Origin of the sequence: Microvirga massiliensis (genome assembly GCF_001006805.1) — a bacterium.
In the GTDB taxonomy this organism is placed as follows: domain Bacteria; phylum Pseudomonadota; class Alphaproteobacteria; order Rhizobiales; family Beijerinckiaceae; genus Microvirga; species Microvirga massiliensis.
On sequence record NZ_LN811355.1, the window covers coordinates 409,098 to 427,545 of the forward strand.

The window sequence follows — 18,448 nt, forward strand, 5'->3', positions numbered from 1 at the left end:
AGAGACGCACATATGTTGAGGTCATTGGCTTACGCCGGCGCGGCCCTCGTCACGCTGATATGCGCCGATCCGCAGCCGGGAGTAGCGCAGCAGCGCGGCGGCACCGTCACGGTCGCGACCATCGGCGAGCCCAACACCCTCGATCCGATGATTTCTGCTGGCGATCTGCTCGGCATGATCACCCAGCACTTCTACGAAACGTTATTCACGTTCGGCCAGGACTGGGAGCTGACGCCGCTCCTGGCCGAAAAACTCCCGGAGATCTCGGCCGACGGCAAGGTCTACACCATCGCCCTGCGCCAGGGCGTCACCTTTCACAATGGTCAGCCGATGACCGCCAAGGACGTGGTCGCTTCGCTCAAGCGCTGGATGGAGCTTGCCTCGCGCGGAAGGCTCGTCGCCGGCAACATCCAGGCGATCGACGCCGTCGACGACCATACCGTGCGCCTGACGCTGAAGGAGCCCTACGCGCCGCTAACGGCACTCCTGGCCTTCAACAATTCGGCCGCGGTGATCATGCCGGCTGACCACATGGAGAACCCGATCAAGGAGGTCATCGGCACGGGCCCCTACCAGCTGAAGGAACGCAAGGCCGACGCGTACATCCAGCTCGTGCGTTTCGACGGCTACAAGGCGCGGCCGGGTGAGCCCGATGGCTTCGGCGGCGCCCGCAAGCAGTATCTCGACGAGATCCGCTTCGTGCCTGTACCGGACGCCAACACTCGCGTCGAGGGAGCGCTGGCCGGCCAGTTCGACTATGCTGACCTGCTGCCGGTCGAAGCCTTCGATCGTCTCAAAGGCCAGTCCAAGACCGAGCCGCTGATGCTCGAAGCCTTCGGCTGGCCAATGTTCATCATGAACAACAAGCAAGGCATGATGACCAAGCCAGACCTGCGCAAGGCCGTGCAGGCGGCCCTCAATGCGGAGGACATGCTGGCGGCGGCCTTCGGCAAGCCGGAATTCTACGCCCTCGACGGCGCCATGTACCCGAAGGGCTATATCTGGCACACTGACGTCGGCACCGAGGCCTACAACCAGGGCGATGCCGACAAGGCGGCAGCGCTCGCCAAGAAGGCCGGCTATGACGGGACGCCGATCCGCATCCTGACGAGCCGCCAGTACGAGTTCCACTACAAGATGGCGCAGGTCGCGGCCGAATACCTGAAGGCCGCGGGCCTCAAGGTAGACTTGCAGGTCGTAGATTGGGCGACGCTCGTCCAGCGCCGGGCCGAGCCGGCCTTGTGGGATATCTTCATCACGCACAGCCCGTTCCTGCCCGAGCCGGCCCTCATCGCGCCCCTCCCCGACACTTACCCAGGCTGGTGGGCGAGCGAGGCCAAGAACAAGCTGCTGACGGCGTTCAACACCGAGATGGACCAGAAGAAGCGGGTTGCCATCTGGGCCGACCTACAGAAGCTGATCTACGAGGAGGTCCCGTTCTACAAAGTCGGTGACTTCAACGCGCTCAATGCCAAGGCCCCGCGCCTGCAGGGATTTACGGCATCGCCCTGGCCTTACTTTTGGAATGCGTACCTGAAGCAGTGATGGGGGGCGGTGCCGTGTTCTGATCCTTGCTTGGTCCCTCTCCCGGCCGCGCGGGCCCGGCGTGACAGGAGAGGGTGTCATCCTCAGGCGCGCCCAACAGGCTCAGCCTAGGTCGACGCGACGGCAGGCTCTGGTCAAGGGAGGGAGAACCGGATCCATAGAGGTCGGCGTTCCTGAGTTCCTTTCCCCTCCCGCCCCGGACTTCATCCGGAAAGTTTTGCCGGGAATGATACCGATCACCCACCCGATGGCGGACGGCACGCCAAGATCCGCTGCCCGCCCTTCAGCACCCTCGGAGCTGACCCGCCATGACTCGCTACGTCATCCAGCGCATCGTCGGCATGTTGGCGGTGATGTTCACGGTAGTGACGATCGTGTTCGTCATCGTGCGGGTGGCTCCGGGCGATCCGGCGGCGGTGATGCTGGGGCCCGACGCCACGCCGGCCGACATCGCGGCCTTGCGGGAGCGGCTTGGGCTCGACCAGCCGCTCGTCGTTCAATACGTCTACTTCCTCGGGCAGCTGCTCAGAGGCGATCTCGGCCAAAGCATCTTCCTCAACATGCCGGTGCTCAGCGCGCTCGGCGAGCGGGCCGAGCCGACCTTCTTCCTGACCGTGTTCTCAATCCTGATCGCGAGCGTCATCGCGCTGCCGGTCGGCATCCTGTCCGCCTACAGGCGCGGCTCGCTGTTCGACCAGCTCGCGACGACGCTCGCCATGCTGGCGGCGAGCATCCCGAGCTTCTGGCTCGGCCTGATCTTGATCCAGGTCTTCGCCGTGCGGCTCGGCTGGCTCCCGGTATCGGGCTATGGCGGGCCCGACGCTTCATTCCTGACGCGGCTATCGCATCTGGTGCTGCCGGCGCTGGCACTGGGCATCGTGAGCTCGGCCCTGATCATCCGCTTCACGCGCGCCTCCATGCTCGACGTGCTCAATGACGACTATGTCCGCACCGCGCGCTCGAAGGGCATGGGCGAGTTCCGTGTTGTGATGAAGCACGCCTTCAAGAACGCGCTGATTCCCGTGCTGACGGTGATCGGCCTGACTGCGGCGCTGCTCATCTCCGGCGCCGTCGTGACCGAGACGGTGTTCGGCCTGCCTGGTGTCGGCAATCTCGTCGTCTCGGCCGTGCTGCGCCGCGACTATCCCGTGATCCAGGGCGCGCTGCTCGTGATCGCGGCCCTCTATGTGCTGATCAACTTTGCGATCGACATGCTCTATCTGCTGATCGATCCGCGGGTGCGTTACTGATGGCTGCCGTCGCCTCCCCGGTTGTCGCGGGCTCCCCGAAGCTCGCGAGCCTCATCGTCCAGCGCAAGACGCTGCTGATCGGCCTGATCGTGCTCACTCTGATCGCCCTGCTTGCGATCTTCGCCCCGCTCATTGCGCCCTATTCGCCAACCAGGTTGTCGGTGGTCAACCGGCTGAAGCCGCCGGGCGAGCGCTGGTGGTTCGGCACCGACGAGTTCGGCCGCGACATCTTCAGCCGCACGATCTATGCGGGCCAGCTGTCCCTGCTTGTCGGCGCGGTCGCGACCCTTCTGGCGGCCGCCATCGGCATCGCGCTCGGCCTGATCGCCGGCTTCTTTCGCCGGGCGGATCCGGTGATCGCGCGGATCGTCGACGCCATGATGGCCTTCCCCGACATCCTGCTAGCGATCTCGCTGGTCGCGGCTCTCGGGCCGTCGCTCGCCACCGTCATCGTGGCGCTCGGCATCGTCTACGCGCCTCGGCTCGCCCGTATCGTGCGCGCCTCGACGCTGATCATCCGCGAGTTGCCTTACGTCGAGGCGGCCCGGGCACTCGGGGTGCCGACGTGGCGCATCATGATCCGGCACGTCCTGCGCAATCTCGTCTCACCGATCCTGGTCCAGGCCACCTTCATCTTCGCCTATGCGATGCTGGCGGAAGCAGGCCTGTCCTTCCTCGGTGTCGGCGTGAGCCCGGAGATCCCAACCTGGGGCACCATGATCGCCGCCGGCCGGCAATATGTCGGTCAGGCGGACTGGATGACGCTGTTTCCCGGCATCGCCATCGTGCTCGCCGTGCTCTCGCTGCAGCTCGTCGGCGACGGCCTGCGCGACTTGCTCGACCCGCGCCTGAGAAAGGATCTCTGAGCGATGGCGACGGCTCTGACCGCAGCTCAGGAGGCGGCCCGCGAAGCGGCCAAACAGGCGCAGACCCGGCCGGCGCCCGCTTCCGACAGGCTGCTCACGGTCGAAGACCTGCAGACGCATTTCATCCAGGGCACGCGCGCCGTCAAATCCGTCGACGGCGTCAGCTTTTCACTCCGGCGCGGACAGACGCTGGCGGTGGTCGGCGAGTCCGGATCCGGTAAGTCGGTGACGAGCCTCAGCATCATGCGGCTACTTTCGCATCCCGGCCGCATCGTCGGCGGACGCATTCTCTACCGCCTGCGCGACGGCGACGTCGTCGACCTCGCCACACTGCCGGAGAAGCGCATGCGCGCCATCCGCGGCCGCGAGATCGCGATGATCTTTCAGGAGCCGATGACGAGCCTCAATCCGCTCTTCACGGTCGGCGACCAGATCATGGAAATGATCCTGCTGCACGAGCCGTTGTCCCGGGCCGACGCGCGGGCCCGGGCCAAGCGCATGCTCGAACTCGTGGAGATTCCGGCGCCGGAACGGCGGCTCGATCAATATCCGCATGAAATGTCCGGCGGCATGCGGCAGCGCGTCATGATTGCGCTTGCGCTCTCGTGCAACCCGTCGCTGCTCATCGCCGACGAGCCGACGACCGCGCTCGACGTCACCATCCAGGCCCAGATCCTCGATCTCCTGCGCCGCCTGCAGCATGAGATCGGCATGAGCATCCTGTTCATCACCCACAATCTCGGCGTCGTGGCCGAGATCGCCCACGAGGTGGCCGTGATGTATGCGGGCCGAGTGGTCGAGCAGGGCCCGGTGCTCGACGTGTTCGAGCGTCCGCGCCATCCCTATACGCGTGGCCTGCTCGCCTGCATCCCCGACGTGCGGCGCGACCGCACCGCGGAAGGCGGCCGGCGCCTGCTCAATTCCATCCCGGGCAATGTCCCGAGCCCGAGTGACCTGCCCGAGGGCTGCCCCTTCCAGCCGCGCTGCCCTCTGGTGGTGGAGCGCTGTCGTGAAATGCCACCGCTCATCCCCGTGTCCGAAGACCACCGGTCACGATGCTGGAGGTACGACGAGCTGTGACCCGCGCGAGCCCGCTAAATGGCGACACCCTGCTGTCGGTGCGCAACCTCGACAAGCGCTTCGCCACGTCCAGCGGCATCGTGCGCGCCCTGACGGACGTCTCATTCGACGTGCGCCGCGGCAGCATTCTTGGCATCGTCGGCGAGTCCGGCTCGGGCAAGACGACGGCTGGTCGCTGCATCCTGCGGCTCATTGATCCATCCGGTGGCGAGGCTTTCTTCGACGGCGTCGACCTGTTCCGGCTGTCGGAAAAGGCGCTGCGCCCCTACCGCCGGCGTCTGCAGATCATCTTCCAGGACCCCTATTCCAGCCTGAACCCGCGCATGCGCGTCGGCGACATCATTGGCGAGGCTATCGACACGCACCGCCTCGCCAAGGGCGCCGCGCGCCAGGAGCGCATCGCGAAGCTGCTCGACCGCGTGGGCTTGAGGCCGGAACATGCGCGCCGCTACCCGCACGAGTTTTCGGGCGGCCAGCGCCAGCGCATCGGCATCGCCCGGGCACTGGCGGTCGAGCCCGAGCTGATCATCGCCGACGAGCCGGTCTCAGCGCTCGACGTGTCGGTGCAGGCTCAGGTGCTCAACCTGATCCAGGAGCTGCAGCAGCAGCTCGGCCTGACCATGCTGTTCATCTCGCACGATCTGTCGGTGGTCGAATACCTGTGCGACGACATCGTGGTGCTATACCTCGGGCGCATCATGGAAAAGGGGCCTGCGCGGGAGGTCTATGCCAATCCGCACCATCCCTACACCCAGGTGCTGCTGTCGGCGGTGCCGGTGCCCGACCCACGCGCCAGGCGCGAGCGTATCATCCTCAAGGGCGACATTCCGAGCCCGCTCGATCCGCCGTCGGGCTGCGTGTTCCGCACCCGCTGCCCCTATGCCATCGAGGCATGCGGCAAGGGCGTCCCGCCGACCGAGGAGGTTTCTCCCGGTCACAGCGTCGCCTGCATCCGGCAGGCTGAACTCGCGGCGAAAGGCCTTCTGCTGACGCCGACCCCAGCTCGACCCTGATTGGTGGGAGCCCCCGCATGACGCCCTACGATCGCCTCGCCCAGCTCGGCCTGACGCTGCCGCCACCGCCCAAACCCGTCGCGACCTATGTGCCATCCATCATCGAAGGCGCCATGCTGTATCTGTCCGGGCAAGGGCCGGTGGAGGCCGATGGTCGGCATCACAGCGGCAAGGTCGGCCAGGATGTCAGCGTCAAGGAAGCCTATGCCCATGCCCGGCTGACCGGTCTCAACCTGCTGGCGATCATGCACGACGCTCTGGGCGATCTCGCACGCGTGCGGCGCGTGGTCAAAATCCTCGGCATGGTCAACGCCGTGCCGACCTTCGGCGAGCACCCGAAAGTGATCAACGGCTGCTCGGACCTGATGGTTGAGGTGTTCGGCGAGGCCGGCCGGCATGCCCGCTCGGCCGTCGGCTTCGGCTCACTGCCGAACAATATTACGGTCGAGATCGAGGCAATTGTGGCGATCGAAGCCAGAGCTTGATCATACGCCAAGGGCGGCTCTCGGTCGGACCGCGAGCCAGAGCACGATCCGGAAAAGTGGGAACCGGATTTCCGACAGAATCACGCCCCGAGTAGCTGAGGATGGGAGTGGTCAGATCGAGAGTGCTCCCGGTCTAGGCGGGCGCCCCTTCCCCGACTATGGTGCCGCCCCAACGAACCCTCCTGGAAGCAAGAGCAATGGCAGATCAAGGTGTTCCCCACATCCACAACGACCCGGGCGTGCCCGTGATCCATGTCGGGTCGAAGGAGTTCATGTGCATCGGGGCCACCCCGCCACTCGACCATCCGCACGTGTTCATCGATATGGGCTACGAGACCGAAGTCGTCTGTTCCTACTGCTCCACCCTGTTCAAATATGATCCGAGCCTGAAGGCCAATGAGGCCCGTCCGGCCGAGTGCCTCTGGCACAACAGCTTCGCGACGGATCCTGCCTCGCGCTGATTGTCGAACCGGCACTCGGCTCCGTTGAGCGGGCTTTCGATCCTCGTCGCCGGCGGCGGCATCGCCGGACTGACGAGCGCCCTCCTCCTTGCCTGCCGCGGCCATAGGGTCTCGGTCGTCGAGCGACGCGCCTTCCTGTCCGAAGTCGGCGCGGGTCTCCAGCTCTCGCCGAATGCGAGCCGCATCCTCCTGGATGCGGGACTTCGTGAGCCACTCGCGCGAATCGCCGGAGAGCCGGACCGGGTCGTCGTGCGAGGGCTCCGCTCGGAGCGGCCGGTCGCGTCCGTTGCGCTCGGCGCCTTTGCGAGGGAGCGATACGGCGCACCCTATCTCGTCGCGCACCGGGCCGATCTGCAGGGCATTCTCCGGGACGCGATCGAGCAGGCAGGTGTCCCACTGACCCTAGGCCGAAGCGTGGTGGATGCGGTTTCGAGCCGCGACGGCGTGACCGTGACCATGGCCGACGAGTCAGGCGGAACCAGCGAGGCGCAGGTCGATCTGGTCGTCGCGGCCGACGGGCTCTGGTCCACGCTCGAGGGGAAGGTCGGTGCCGCCGGATCACCGGTCTATCGAGGCTATGTCGCCTGGCGAACCACGCTTCCCCGTGAACGGGCGCCGGCGCTTCTGCAAGGCAACGAGACGGGCCTCTGGCTCGGGTCGGTCGGCCATGTCGTGCATTACCCGATTCGCCGCGGCGAGCTCATCAACCTCGTCGCGATCGAGCAAAGATACGATCCCGTCGAGGGCTGGGCGACGCCGGGCGACGGCGCGGGTCTCGTCGCGCGCTTCTCGCAGAGTGCGCCACCGCTGCGGATGCTGATGGAAGCGGCCGGTCCGTGGTTGCTCTGGTCCCTCTTCGACCGCCCTGCCCACCGTCTGACCGCCGGAAACCTGGTTCTGGTGGGCGACGCCGGCCATCCCGTGCTGCCTTTCCTTGCGCAGGGCGCAGCGCTGGCGATCGAGGACGCCGCGACGCTCGCGTCACTCCTGCCCGACGACAAAGCCGATCTGGAGCCGGCCTTGGCCCGATTCGAACGCGATCGCGTGCCACGCATCAGACGCGTCCAGGACGAGGCTCGGCGGAACGGGCGCGTCTACCATCTCGGCGGCCCTGCCGCGTTCGCCCGTGACCTCGTCATGCGCACCCTCGGACCGCAACGCATGACGAGCCGCTACGATTGGCTCTACGGCTACACGTCTCCCGCGCTTGCGCGCTCCGCTCCGCCCCGCTAACGCTGCCGCACGCCCGCGGACGTGGCGAAACTGGTAGACGCAAGGGACTTAAAATCCCTCGGGCTTGCCCATGCGGGTTCGATCCCCGCCGTCCGCACCATTCCAATTGAAGAGGAGCCGCAAGCCAACGGATCCAGATGCAGCACGGGTCTGCAACGAGTCTCGACTGCAGGAGCGGCCTGCGAATGGCGTTACAGATGCCAACGTTCCCGCAGTCACTCTCTGAAAAAGTTTCATTAACGGCTCTCGAAGACTGCGGCCAGGGCCGTGAACGTGTTGAATACCTTTGGCTTCCCAGTAAATCTCAAATTGTCTAGCTTACCCGCCGAGGTGTCGGCGGTGCGCCCGCCTCGGCGGCGGGGCACGTGATGCATTTCTTCAAGAAGAGCGACTGGGTCAAACTGAACGCCAAGGATTTCGGCAAGCTTATCGCGAAACTGCCCGAGTATCGGAGCCTCGTGAGCACGATCGGCGTCCCGCATGCACAGGGCACCACCCTTGCTCTCTGGAACAAGTTCGGCGGCTTCTCGGGCAAGTTTCAGTACAGGTCGGACAACGAGGCGGGCACCAAGCAGATGCTGGGCGCTCTGCTTCGGCACGAGCAGAGCTGTGTCCTTCAGGCACATTACTATATCGGCAACCTCGCAATCCAGGCGAGGGCAGGCAAGTTTCGATCCGACCTCTCAGGCGAAACGATGGCTCCCGCTGACTACGGCGCCAGGTCGACCGACGGCAATCTCGAAAGGGCGACGAGATACCTGATCCATACGTCGAACTCGCTCAAGAACACGGCCGACACACCGGGCGCGCCGATCACGGCTGCGGCGATCAAGGCAGTGATTCAGAACGCAGCGATGTACGACGTCCGCTCGGAGCTGACGCTTCGCGACCTTCATCGCCGATGTGTAGACCAGGCGCAGCTCAGACCTACGCGGGCGACGGATCTCCAGGTTGCTTATCCCTCAACAGGCGGAGCCGGGTTTCTGCTCGAGGCGACGTTCAAATTCGCACGGGGCATTGCACTGCCCCCCAATGGCGATGCCAAGTGGTTCGATCTCGCCTGCTTCTTGCTGGGCGCGGTCATCCGGAGCCATGGGTTCACCGACGGAAACGGCCGGGTCGGCCGGGCGGCATTCGCTGCGGCCATCGTGAAGGGTAGGCTTCCTTTCGCACCGCTGAAAGCGGGGGCGGAAAAGCTGCTGCACGGGCTCGACAAGGTGAGTTAACCGCGGCGTTGCTTCTACCCCGGCCGGCGCCGCGCCAGCGACGTAATCACATCAGCCTGCTTTAGGGTTATGGGGCTATCCCTACGGATGGTCCCAGTCCTTCGCGCGTCGAGTCCGCAAAAACAAGCCGCCCCTGAGGCGCCTTCCGTTCGGTCATCCGCCAATACACTGCCTTCCATAGACCCGCTTGATCTTCCGAAGTCACAGGCGGATGATCGATCAACACAGGGCCGCACATCTAAAAGAGCTGGCCGGCGAGCCGCCACCGGGACGGTGGGAGGAAAACGCATGACCCATTGTCGACGGGGCCGCTCGGCTCTGGCCATTGGACTACAGGCACCGGCCCCTTCGGCTGGCACGTGGCCGAATGATGGCTTGGTCACTGCAGCCCGGGAGACCTGCTCCCGACAGCGATAGCAGAGTCACGGGCCCAGGCGGGGCGGCACCGGACATCCATCAAGAGCCCGCCCAGATTGGAGGAAGATCATGATGAACATCGACCGCAGATCGCTGCTCAAGGGCGGTGCAGCGCTCGGGCTGGCCGGGAGCACGAGCATCCTCGATTTCGCAAAAGCCTGGGCACAGCAGAGCCAGTGGAAGCCCGAGCCGGGTGCCCAGCTCTCGATGCTGCGCTGGAAATACTTCGTGCAGTCCGAAGACGATGCCTTCGTGGCGCTGATCAACGCATTCACGCAGGCGACCGGCGTCAAGGTCGAGATCACCCGTGAATCCTACGAGGACGTGCAGCCGAAGGCATCGGTCGCGGCCAATACCGGCGCCGGCCCGGATCTGTTCTGGGGGCTTTATTCGCTCCCGCACCTCTTCCCCCAGAAATGCGTCGACATGACGGACGTCGCGACCTATCTCGGCCAAAAATACGGGGGCTGGGTCGAGAGCGCACAGAAATACGGCAAGAGCGGCGACAAGTGGATCGCGATCCCGATCTGCTACTCCGGCGCCCTGATCAACTACCGGATAGCTGCCTCTCAAAAGGTGGGCTTCTCCGAATTCCCGAAGACGACCGATGCTTTCCTGGAATACGCCAAGGCCATGAAGGCCAACGGCACGCCGGGCGGCTTTGCGCTCGGCCATGCATCAGGCGATGCGAACACCTGGGTTCATTGGTGCCTGTGGTCGTTCGGCGGCAACGTCGTCGATGCAAACGACAAGGTGATCCTCAACTCACCGGAGACCGAGAAGGCGCTCCTCTACGCCAAGCAGCTCTACGAATACATGATCCCGGGCGTCGCGTCCTGGAACGACGCCTTCAACAACAAGGCGTTCCTCGCGAACGAAATCCATTGGACCAACAACGGCATCTCGATCTACGTGGCCGCACGCAACGATCCCACGAAGAAGGAGATCGCCGATGACATGAATCACGCCTACTTCCCGGTGGGCCCGATCGGCAAGCCGACCGAGTTGCACCTGATGTATCCGATCCTGGCGATGAACTACACGAAGTATCCGCAGGCCTGTAAGGCGCTGATCGCCTACATGCTCGAGGCCGACCAGTTCAACAAATGGATCTCGGCCGCGCGGGGCTATCTTACCCACTGCCTCAATGCCTATGACGCCAACCCGGTCTGGACCGAAGATCCAAAGCGTACCCCCTACCGCGATGTCGCCAAGCGTTCGCTGACTGCGGGCGGACTCGGCTCGGTCGGCGAGAAGGCAGCGACGGCGATCGCCGACTTCGTGGTGGTCGACATGTTCGCCAATGTCTGCACGGGTCGCGAGGATCCGAAGAGCGCCATCAAGATGGCCGAGCGCCAGGTTCAGCGCATTTACCGGGCCTGATCCACATCCCCAGGCGCCGCACCATGTGGGCGCGGCGCCTTTTCGAGTTTGGACGGGGAGGTCAACATGGCCGAAGCCGCCATCAGAGCCGTCGCGAAGGCCCCGATCCGCGAGGTCTCCACCTGGGATCGGATCAAGGCCAATCGCGATGTGCTCGGCGCCTGTTTTATGATTCCGGCAGCGGGCTTTCTCATCCTGTTCCTCGCCTACCCGCTCGGGCTCGGCATCTGGATGAGCTTCACGGATGCCCGCATCGGACGCAGCGGAAACTTCATCGGCCTCGAGAACTACGAATGGCTGCTCGACGATGACAGCTTCATCAACGCGACGCTCTTCACGATCAGCTACACGGTGATCGCAAGCGCCTTCAAGTTCGCCATAGGCCTCTATTTGGCGCTTCTGCTCAACAAATACATTCCCTTTCGGGCGATCGTCCGGGCCGTGATCCTGATCCCGTTCATCGTACCGACAGTGCTTTCGGCGATCGCCTTCTGGTGGATCTTCGACCCGCAATTCTCGATCATCTCGTGGTCCTTGAGAAAGATCGGGCTCATTTCCGGCAACATCGATTTCCTCGGCGTGCCTCTGAACGCACAGGCGAGCGTGATCTTCGCCAATATCTGGCGCGGCGTGCCCTTCATTGCCATTACGCTGCTCGCCGGCCTGCAGACGGTCCCGCCCTCGCTCTACGAGGCGGCCACTCTCGACGGCGCCACACCGTGGCAGATGTTCCGCCATATCACCTACCCGCTCCTCACGCCCATCATCGCGGTGGTGATGACCTTTTCGGTGCTCTTCACCTTCACGGATTTCCAACTCATCTGGGCCATGACGCGTGGAGGCCCGGTCAATGCCACGCACCTCATGGCGACCCTGTCCTACCAGCGCGGCATCCTGGGCGGGCGCCTGGGAGAAGGCGCCGCCATCGCCACGGCGATGGTGCCGTTCCTCCTGGCGGCGATCATGATCTCCTGGTTCGGGCTGCAGCGGCGCAAGTGGCAGCATGGAGAGGGCAATGACTAAGGCCGCAGCCATCGACGAGCGCGGCCCGGACCCTGGCACCGACGTTGCGCGAGGACTCATTGCTCCGGGCACGCAATCGCCTGCCATGGAGGACTTCTCGGAAGGGATGGCCTATCTCGATACGCTGCCGAAGCGCATCGTGACGGTCTACATCCCCCTCGTCCTGATCATGATCGTGCTGCTCTTCCCCTTCTATTGGATGGTGCTCACCGCCATCAAACCGGACGAGCAGCTCCTCGACCTCGACACGTTCAATCCGTTCTTCGTCACGTCGCCGACCTTCAAGCACATCTACAAGCTTCTGTTCGAGACCGCCTATCCGCGCTGGCTCTGGAACACGATGTTCATCTCGGTTGTCTCGACCGTACTGTCACTCATCGCGAGCGTGCTGGCCGCCTATGCGATCACGCGCATCCGGTATCGCGGCGCTAACTATGTCGGCGCAGCCATCTTCCTGGCCTATCTGGTCCCGCCGTCGATCCTGTTCATCCCGCTCTCGACAGTGATCCACCAATATGGGCTGTTCGATTCGGTCTTCGCGCTGATCCTCGTCTATCCGACGATCCTGATCCCGTTCTCGACCTGGCTCCTAATGGGGTATTTCAAGACAATCCCCTACGAGCTCGAGGAATGCGCTCTCATCGATGGAGCGAGTCGCTGGCAGATCCTCACCAAGATCATCCTGCCGCTCGCCATTCCCGGCATCATCTCGGCCTCGATCTTCTCGCTGACGCTCTGCTGGAACGAGTTCATCTACGCGCTGACCTTCATCTCGTCCTCGGTCAACAAGACGGTCCCGGTGGCGATCGTGAACGAGTTCGTGGACGGCGATATCTATCGCTGGGGCTCGCTCATGGCCGGCGCGCTCGTCGGCTCGCTACCGCTCGTGGTGCTCTACTCGTTCTTCGTCGAGCACTACGTGGCGGCGATGACCGGAGCGGTTAAGGAATGATGCGGTCGATTGGGGTGCTGGGAATGCGCTTAGCGTATATGCGCACTCTTGGAGAGCGCAGTGTTTCCCCCCTCACCCGCCGCCCTTCGGGCGTCGGCCTCTCCCTCCAGGGGAGAGGCGAAGCGGTGGCGGCCTGCACATCACCTCTCCCCTGACGGGAGAGGTCGCCCCGAAGGGGCGGGTGAGGGTGGCGGCGCCAACGGCTGGAGAAATTTCCCAGCTCGAGCGCAATTATTAAAGCGGTAATCCCCGCATTGACGAAACCGCCGTCATCACGCCGCGCAACTCGGCGAGGCCCTTCAGACGGCCGATGGCCGGGTAGCCGGGGTGGGTCGGCTTGCCAACGTCGTCGAGGAGTTCGTGTCCGTGATCCGGGCGCATGGGAATGCGCCAGTTCGGATTTCCGGCATTCTTCCGGCGCTGCTGCTCTTCCAGAAGTGTAGTGACGACCGAGACCATGTCGGTATCGCCACCGAGATGATCCGCCTCCATGAAAGATCCATCCGGTTCTTTCGCGACGTTCCTGAGATGGGCGAAATGAATCTTGCTGGCGAAGCGCTTCGCGATTGCCGGGACATCATTCATGGGCCCGGCGCCGAGCGAGCCGGTGCAGAGCGTGATGCCGTTCGACGGTGAGTCGACGGCTCCAACGATATAGGCAAGATCCTCGTCATTCGAGACGATGCGCGGCAGCCCCATCAGCGGACGCGGCGGATCGTCCGGATGGATCGCCATCCTGACCCCAACCTCCTCCGCCACCGGGATGACCTCGTACAGGAAGCGGGCTAGGTTTTCGCGCAGGCGCTGCGCATCGACCTCGCGGTAGCGGTCCAGCATGCGGCGCAGACCCGGGATGTCGTAGCGGTCGAATGCACCCGGCAGTCCCGCCATGATGTTGGCCAAGAGCTTCCGACGATCCGACTCGGATGAGCGGTCGAACCAGTCCTTTGCCCGGGCCAGCACCTCGGGAGACAGCTCCGCCTCGGCACCCGGGCGTTCGAGCATGAAGCAGTCGAAGGCTGCGTATTCATGGGCATTGAAGCGCAAAGCAGTTCCGCCGCCGGGGAGCGGATGTGCGAGTTCGGTCCGTGTCCAGTCGAGGACCGGCATGAAGTTGTAGCAGATTGTCGTCACCCCGCACCGGGCGAGGTTTCGCAAAGACTGCCGGTAATTGTCGAATAGAGGCTCGAGATCACCCTCCCCGATCTTGATAGCCTCGTGGACCGGCAGGCTCTCGACGACACTCCAGCGCAGGCCAAGCGACGCATCGGCTGCGATCAGCGCTTTGCGGGCCTCGATTTCCTCGATGCTCCAGACCACGCCGTAGGGGATATGGTGCAGGGCCGTGACGATGCCCGTCGCCCCGGTCTGGCGGATATGGAGCAGCTGAATGACATCGTCCGGGCCGAACCAACGCCAGGTCTGTTCCATCGTGAGGTCCTCTCGAAGATTTCGGATCAGGCGTGGGCTCGCGCCAGCGCGGCTGCAGCACCGACAGCGCCTTGGTCGAGCAGGTTGCTATAGGCAGCGACCAAGGCCTTCTCGAAGCGTGCATCTCGCGGCAGATCAGAACCGAAGATCGCCTCGATGCCAAGAACGGCGCGCACGCGGGCGCGTGGATCTTCGCCGGCTCGATCGAGAATCTCGCGAAGTTTCGGCCCGAGCGGATCGCGAACGTCGATCTCCCGACCGCGTTCGTCAATGCCGCCGACGTAGCGGATCCAGGCTGCGATCGCGAGTGCCAGATGCGGAATCGGCAGGTCGCGCGGGAGACGCTCGCGCACCGATGACAGCAGCCGTTGTGGAAGCTTCTGCGAGCCGTCCATTGCAATCTGCCAAGTGCGGTGCCGAATGGCCGGATTGGAGAAGCGATTCAGCAGGGCATACGTGTAGGCCGTGAGATCGGTTCCAGGCGGGGGTGGAACGACCGGGATGATCTCGTCGCGCCAGAGAGCCTTGACGAAGGTCCGCAAGGCTGGATCGGCAACCGCGTCGGCGATCGTTTCACGGCCCGCAAGGTAACCCAGATAGGCCAGGGCGGAATGCGCTCCGTTGAGGAGCCGCAGCTTCATGTGCTCGTAAGGCGCGACATCGCTGACGAACTCGGCCCCGACGCGGTCCCAGGAGGGGCGGACGCCGCCGATGAACCGGTCCTCGATCACCCATTGGCGAAACGGCTCGTGGACCACGGGAGCCGCATCGGCCAAGCCGGTCAACCGGGCGACCTCGGCCAGGTCGTCCAGTGTCGTGGCGGGCACGATCCGGTCGACCATCGTCGACGGAAAGGAGGCATGGGTTTCGACCCAGGTGGCGAGGCCGCAATCCCCCAGGGCAGCGAAATCGCTGACGAGGTTCTTGAGAAGAGTGCCGTTGGACGGGAGATTGTCGCAGCAAAGAACCGTGAAAGGCGCTATGCCGGCATCGCGCCGCCGCGCCAAGGCAGCCAGGATGAAGCCGACGGCCGTCCTGGGTTCGCTCGGATGCTCGAGATCGTGCCGGATATCCGGATGATGCTCTTGGAGCCGACCGGTCGCCGGATCAAGGCAGTAACCCTTTTCGGTCACGGTCAGGCTGACGATACAGGTATCGGGCTGGGCCATCGCATCAATGACCGCCTCCGGATCCTCCGTCGCGACAAGAGCGGATTGCACGCATCCGACGATGCGCGCAGTCACGCCGGAGCTGTCGCGCTGAAGCGCCGTGTAGAGATGATCCTGCGGGGCGAGGTGGTCGCGCTGGTCGGGCCGCTGCAGGCTCACGCCGATCATGCCCCAAGGGCCGAATTCGGTCGCTAGGAGATCCTCCGTATAGAGCGCTTGATGCGCGCGGACGAAAGCCCCGAGTCCGAGATGGACGATGCCGGGGCGCAGCCGGTGGCGATCATAGGCGGGCTGCTGGGTTCCAGCGTGTGTGCTCGCCAGAGTCGCGGCGGAGAGTCGGGGATGCTCGGCTGACATGGCGAAACTTAGCTAAGTGTCGTTGACGATGAAATCGGGATACTTGGCCGCGAGTGTTTCCGCGATCTTGAGGACCTCGGACAAGTGCGCCCGCATGGCAGCTTCGGCTGCCGCAGGATCCCGCTGCACGATGGCGGCGACGATCTCCTTATGTTGCGCGATCAGCGCGGCCACCGGTGTCACACGCGGCAGACTCAGGAAGCGGACGCGATCGAGCTGCGCCTTCTCGCGCTCCAGAACGGACCAGATCTGGGAGATGCCAACATCATCGGCAATGGTGCGGTGAAAGGCGTCATCGGCAAGGGTAAACCGCTCCGGATGGTCGCAGGCCCGCTCCTGCTCAACGAGAATCGTGCGGATCTTCCTCATGGCCTCATCCGAAAGCCCGCGCTCCGCCGCAAGACGGACGATGGCAACCTCGAGAGCCTCCCTGACGAAGCGAGCCCGCTGCATGGCGCCGAGCGAGATCCGGCTCACGAAGCTGCCGCGTTGAGGGAGTACCTCGATCAACCCCTCCTCGACGAGTCGGATCAGCGCCTCGCGCACGGGAGCACGGCTGGTTCCGAAGCGGAGCGCAAGCTCGTTCTCTGACAAGCGCTCCCCCGGCTTCAGCCGAAGAGTTACGATGTCTTCGCGGATTTCTGCATGGATGCTCCGCATCGTCATCGGCGGCGCCGATCCGCCCTTCGCGCGAGCCGGCTCTTGCTTCTCCTTCAGGTTCGAACGCGCCATCGGAGGCTCATTGGTAGAAGAGATTCGGCAACCAGAGCGAAATCCCAGGAATGAAGGAGACTAGGAAGAGGATTACGATATTGCAAACGAGGAACGGCCATATTGCCTTCGAGATCTCGGTCAGTGAAATCTTCGCGATGTTGGCGGCCACGAAGAGGCATACGCCGACCGGTGGGGTCGTGAGACCGATCATCAGGTTGAGCACTGCGAAGGTCGCGAAGTGAATGGGATCGATCCCGACTTTAACGGCGACAGCGAGCAATGGCGGAAACAGGATGATCAGCGCGGCGATCGTCTCCATGAAGGTGCCGACGATCAGGAGGAGAATGTTGATCAGGATGATGATCAGGTATTTGTTCGTCGTCACCGATAGCATCGCGTCGGCGATGGCTTGCGGAATCTGCTCGCTCGTCAGGATCCAGCCGAAGACATTGGCAAGACCGACGAGCAGGATCAGGGCACCCGAGCCGATTGCGCTTTCGAGCAAGAGGCTCGGAACCTCCTTCAACCTGAAGCCCTTGTAGATGAAGAGACCGACCACGAAGGCATAGAGCGCCGAGACGATTGAGGCTTCGGTCGGAGTAAAGAAGCCGCCAACGATACCGTAGAGAATGACGGCGGTCATCAGGAGCGCCCAGAACGCTCCCTTGCTGGTCGCGAGCACATGGCGGAAGCCACCCCAGGTTCCCTTAGGGTAGCCGCGCCGGCGCGATATAATGAAGACGGTCAACATCATGCCGAGACCGAGGAGAATCCCGGGGACGGCTCCAGCAAGGAACATCTTGCCGACCGACAGGCCTGTCAGCGTGCCGACAATGATCATCGGTACGCTCGGCGGAATGATCGGCCCGACCGTCGAGGCGGCCGCCGTGACTGCGGCGGCAAAGGGCGCGTCATATCCGGACTTGCGCATGGCCGGGATCATGACGGAGCCGATCGACGCCGTCTCCGCAACGGCCGTACCGGAAATGCCGGCAAAGATCATGGAGCCCAGGACGTTCGCCAAGCCGAGGCCGCCGCGAATATGGCCCACGACGGCATTGCCGAAGCGAACGATCTGGTCCGTGATGCCGCCCCCGTTCATCAGATTGCCGGCCAGTACGAAGCCCGGAATGCAGAGCAGCACGAACGAGTCCATGCCGGCAAACATGAACTGTGGCACGACGCTCAGGTCGATATCTGCGCCGATGAGATAGACAGCGGCGGCAAGTCCCAGCGAGATCCCGATTGGGACGCCGAGGATCAGGCAAATCGCAAAGGTCGCGAAGAGCAGGGCGACGAGCATCAGACAAGCTCCCCATGCGCTGCGGGAGCGGCTCGACCGAATCCGAAGAACCGTGCCAGCGAGAAGAAGGCGAGCGAAATGGGAATGATGAGCGTCACCACGTAAACGACTACCATCGGGATATCGATGGATCGCGCTCGCTCACCGATGCTGCCTGCTACGTAATCGTAGGCTCCCTTGATGATGAGAATGGCGAACGCGAAGACGATCAGGTCGACGATGCGATCGACGATCATTCTGGCCCGATCGGGCAGTGGCGCAACGAACATGTCGACATTAACGAGTTCGCTACGCAGCACGGCGATCCCGCAGGAAAAGGCAACGAGATAGACGAGGGCGAAGCGTGCGACCTCCTCAGTCCATGCGGGAGACGGAAAACCCGGGATGCGCCCAAGGACCTGGATCGTCACCACTGTGATGAGAACACCGAAAGCTGCGAGCGTGCCGTATCGGCAGATCGCGAGGGCAGCCGACAGGAGAGCTGCAAAAGCTTTGCGCATTGTCGATCCCGTTGTCTGGAGTTGCCCCGCCACGCCTTGG

The 18,448-nt window shown here is 63.8% G+C and carries 17 protein-coding genes and 1 tRNA gene; 13 read left to right on the top strand and 5 right to left on the bottom strand.

The genetic code is table 11. From position 1 onward, the window contains the following. The first annotated feature begins 12 nt into the window (after positions 1–12). From BN1233_RS20385 to BN1233_RS20445, 13 genes are all read left to right on the top strand, one after another. Positions 13–1,545 (top strand): ABC transporter substrate-binding protein, encoded by a 1,533-nt coding sequence (locus BN1233_RS20385; protein WP_046865403.1) that lies wholly within the window; start codon positions 13–15, stop codon positions 1,543–1,545. Between the two features lie 308 nt (positions 1,546–1,853). Continuing rightward, positions 1,854–2,795: an ABC transporter permease gene (locus BN1233_RS20390; protein ID WP_046865404.1), complete on the top strand. Its 942-nt coding sequence runs from the start codon at positions 1,854–1,856 to the stop codon at positions 2,793–2,795. Beyond that, a complete protein-coding gene (locus tag BN1233_RS20395) occupies positions 2,795–3,661 on the top strand; it encodes an ABC transporter permease (protein WP_046865405.1) in 867 nt (288 codons plus the stop codon). The genes BN1233_RS20390 and BN1233_RS20395 overlap by 1 nt, the downstream gene beginning before the upstream one ends. A 3-nt stretch (positions 3,662–3,664) precedes the next feature. Then, a complete protein-coding gene (locus tag BN1233_RS20400; RefSeq protein WP_082145551.1) occupies positions 3,665–4,741 on the top strand; it encodes an ABC transporter ATP-binding protein in 1,077 nt (358 codons plus the stop codon). Next, entirely contained in the window at positions 4,717–5,754 is a 1,038-nt protein-coding gene (locus tag BN1233_RS20405; protein ID WP_046865406.1) for an ABC transporter ATP-binding protein, read from the top strand. Before BN1233_RS20400 ends, BN1233_RS20405 begins: the two co-directional genes overlap by 25 nt. Before the next feature lie 17 nt (positions 5,755–5,771). Continuing rightward, a complete protein-coding gene (locus BN1233_RS20410; protein ID WP_046865407.1) occupies positions 5,772–6,239 on the top strand; it encodes a RidA family protein in 468 nt (155 codons plus the stop codon). Positions 6,240–6,436: 197 nt separating this feature from the next. Continuing rightward, a complete protein-coding gene (locus BN1233_RS20415; protein WP_046865408.1) occupies positions 6,437–6,700 on the top strand; it encodes a zinc-finger domain-containing protein in 264 nt (87 codons plus the stop codon). 24 nt (positions 6,701–6,724) lie between these two features. Beyond that, positions 6,725–7,933 (top strand): FAD-dependent monooxygenase, encoded by a 1,209-nt coding sequence (locus tag BN1233_RS20420; protein WP_046865505.1) that lies wholly within the window; start codon positions 6,725–6,727, stop codon positions 7,931–7,933. Positions 7,934–7,948: 15 nt separating this feature from the next. Then, a tRNA-Leu gene (locus tag BN1233_RS20425) sits at positions 7,949–8,033 on the top strand. A 268-nt stretch (positions 8,034–8,301) separates the two neighbouring features. After that, positions 8,302–9,159 carry a Fic family protein gene (locus BN1233_RS20430; protein ID WP_187144327.1) on the top strand — a complete coding sequence of 286 codons (858 nt, stop codon included), beginning with the start codon at positions 8,302–8,304 and terminating at the stop codon, positions 9,157–9,159. 486 nt (positions 9,160–9,645) lie between these two features. Further along, positions 9,646–10,959: an ABC transporter substrate-binding protein gene (locus BN1233_RS20435; RefSeq protein WP_046865410.1), complete on the top strand. Its 1,314-nt coding sequence runs from the start codon at positions 9,646–9,648 to the stop codon at positions 10,957–10,959. Between the two features lie 66 nt (positions 10,960–11,025). After that, on the top strand, positions 11,026–11,982 hold the full coding sequence (locus BN1233_RS20440; RefSeq protein ID WP_046865411.1) for a carbohydrate ABC transporter permease: 957 nt from the start codon (positions 11,026–11,028) through the stop codon (positions 11,980–11,982). An 85-nt stretch (positions 11,983–12,067) separates the two neighbouring features. Beyond that, positions 12,068–12,934 (top strand): carbohydrate ABC transporter permease, encoded by an 867-nt coding sequence (locus BN1233_RS20445; RefSeq protein WP_046865506.1) that lies wholly within the window; start codon positions 12,068–12,070, stop codon positions 12,932–12,934. Positions 12,935–13,168: 234 nt separating this feature from the next. Here the strand turns inward: BN1233_RS20445 and uxuA are convergent, their stop codons facing one another. The 5 genes from uxuA to BN1233_RS20470 are packed head-to-tail and all read right to left on the bottom strand — an operon-like array spanning position 13,169 to position 18,408. Continuing rightward, on the bottom strand, positions 13,169–14,365 hold the full coding sequence (gene uxuA, locus BN1233_RS20450; RefSeq protein WP_046865412.1) for a mannonate dehydratase: 1,197 nt from the start codon (positions 14,363–14,365) through the stop codon (positions 13,169–13,171). Between the two features lie 26 nt (positions 14,366–14,391). After that, the gene (locus BN1233_RS20455; protein WP_046865413.1) at positions 14,392–15,891 is read right to left on the bottom strand and encodes a mannitol dehydrogenase family protein; all 1,500 of its coding nucleotides are present in this window, start codon (positions 15,889–15,891) and stop codon (positions 14,392–14,394) included. A gap of 12 nt (positions 15,892–15,903) precedes the next feature. Further along, the gene (locus BN1233_RS20460) at positions 15,904–16,623 is read right to left on the bottom strand and encodes a GntR family transcriptional regulator (protein WP_147707396.1); all 720 of its coding nucleotides are present in this window, start codon (positions 16,621–16,623) and stop codon (positions 15,904–15,906) included. Between the two features lie 7 nt (positions 16,624–16,630). Further along, positions 16,631–17,908, bottom strand: a complete 1,278-nt coding sequence (locus tag BN1233_RS20465; protein ID WP_046865414.1) for a TRAP transporter large permease — start codon at positions 17,906–17,908, stop codon at positions 16,631–16,633. After that, on the bottom strand, positions 17,908–18,408 hold the full coding sequence (locus BN1233_RS20470; protein ID WP_046865415.1) for a TRAP transporter small permease: 501 nt from the start codon (positions 18,406–18,408) through the stop codon (positions 17,908–17,910). Before BN1233_RS20470 ends, BN1233_RS20465 begins: the two co-directional genes overlap by 1 nt. Positions 18,409–18,448 lie beyond the last annotated feature (40 nt).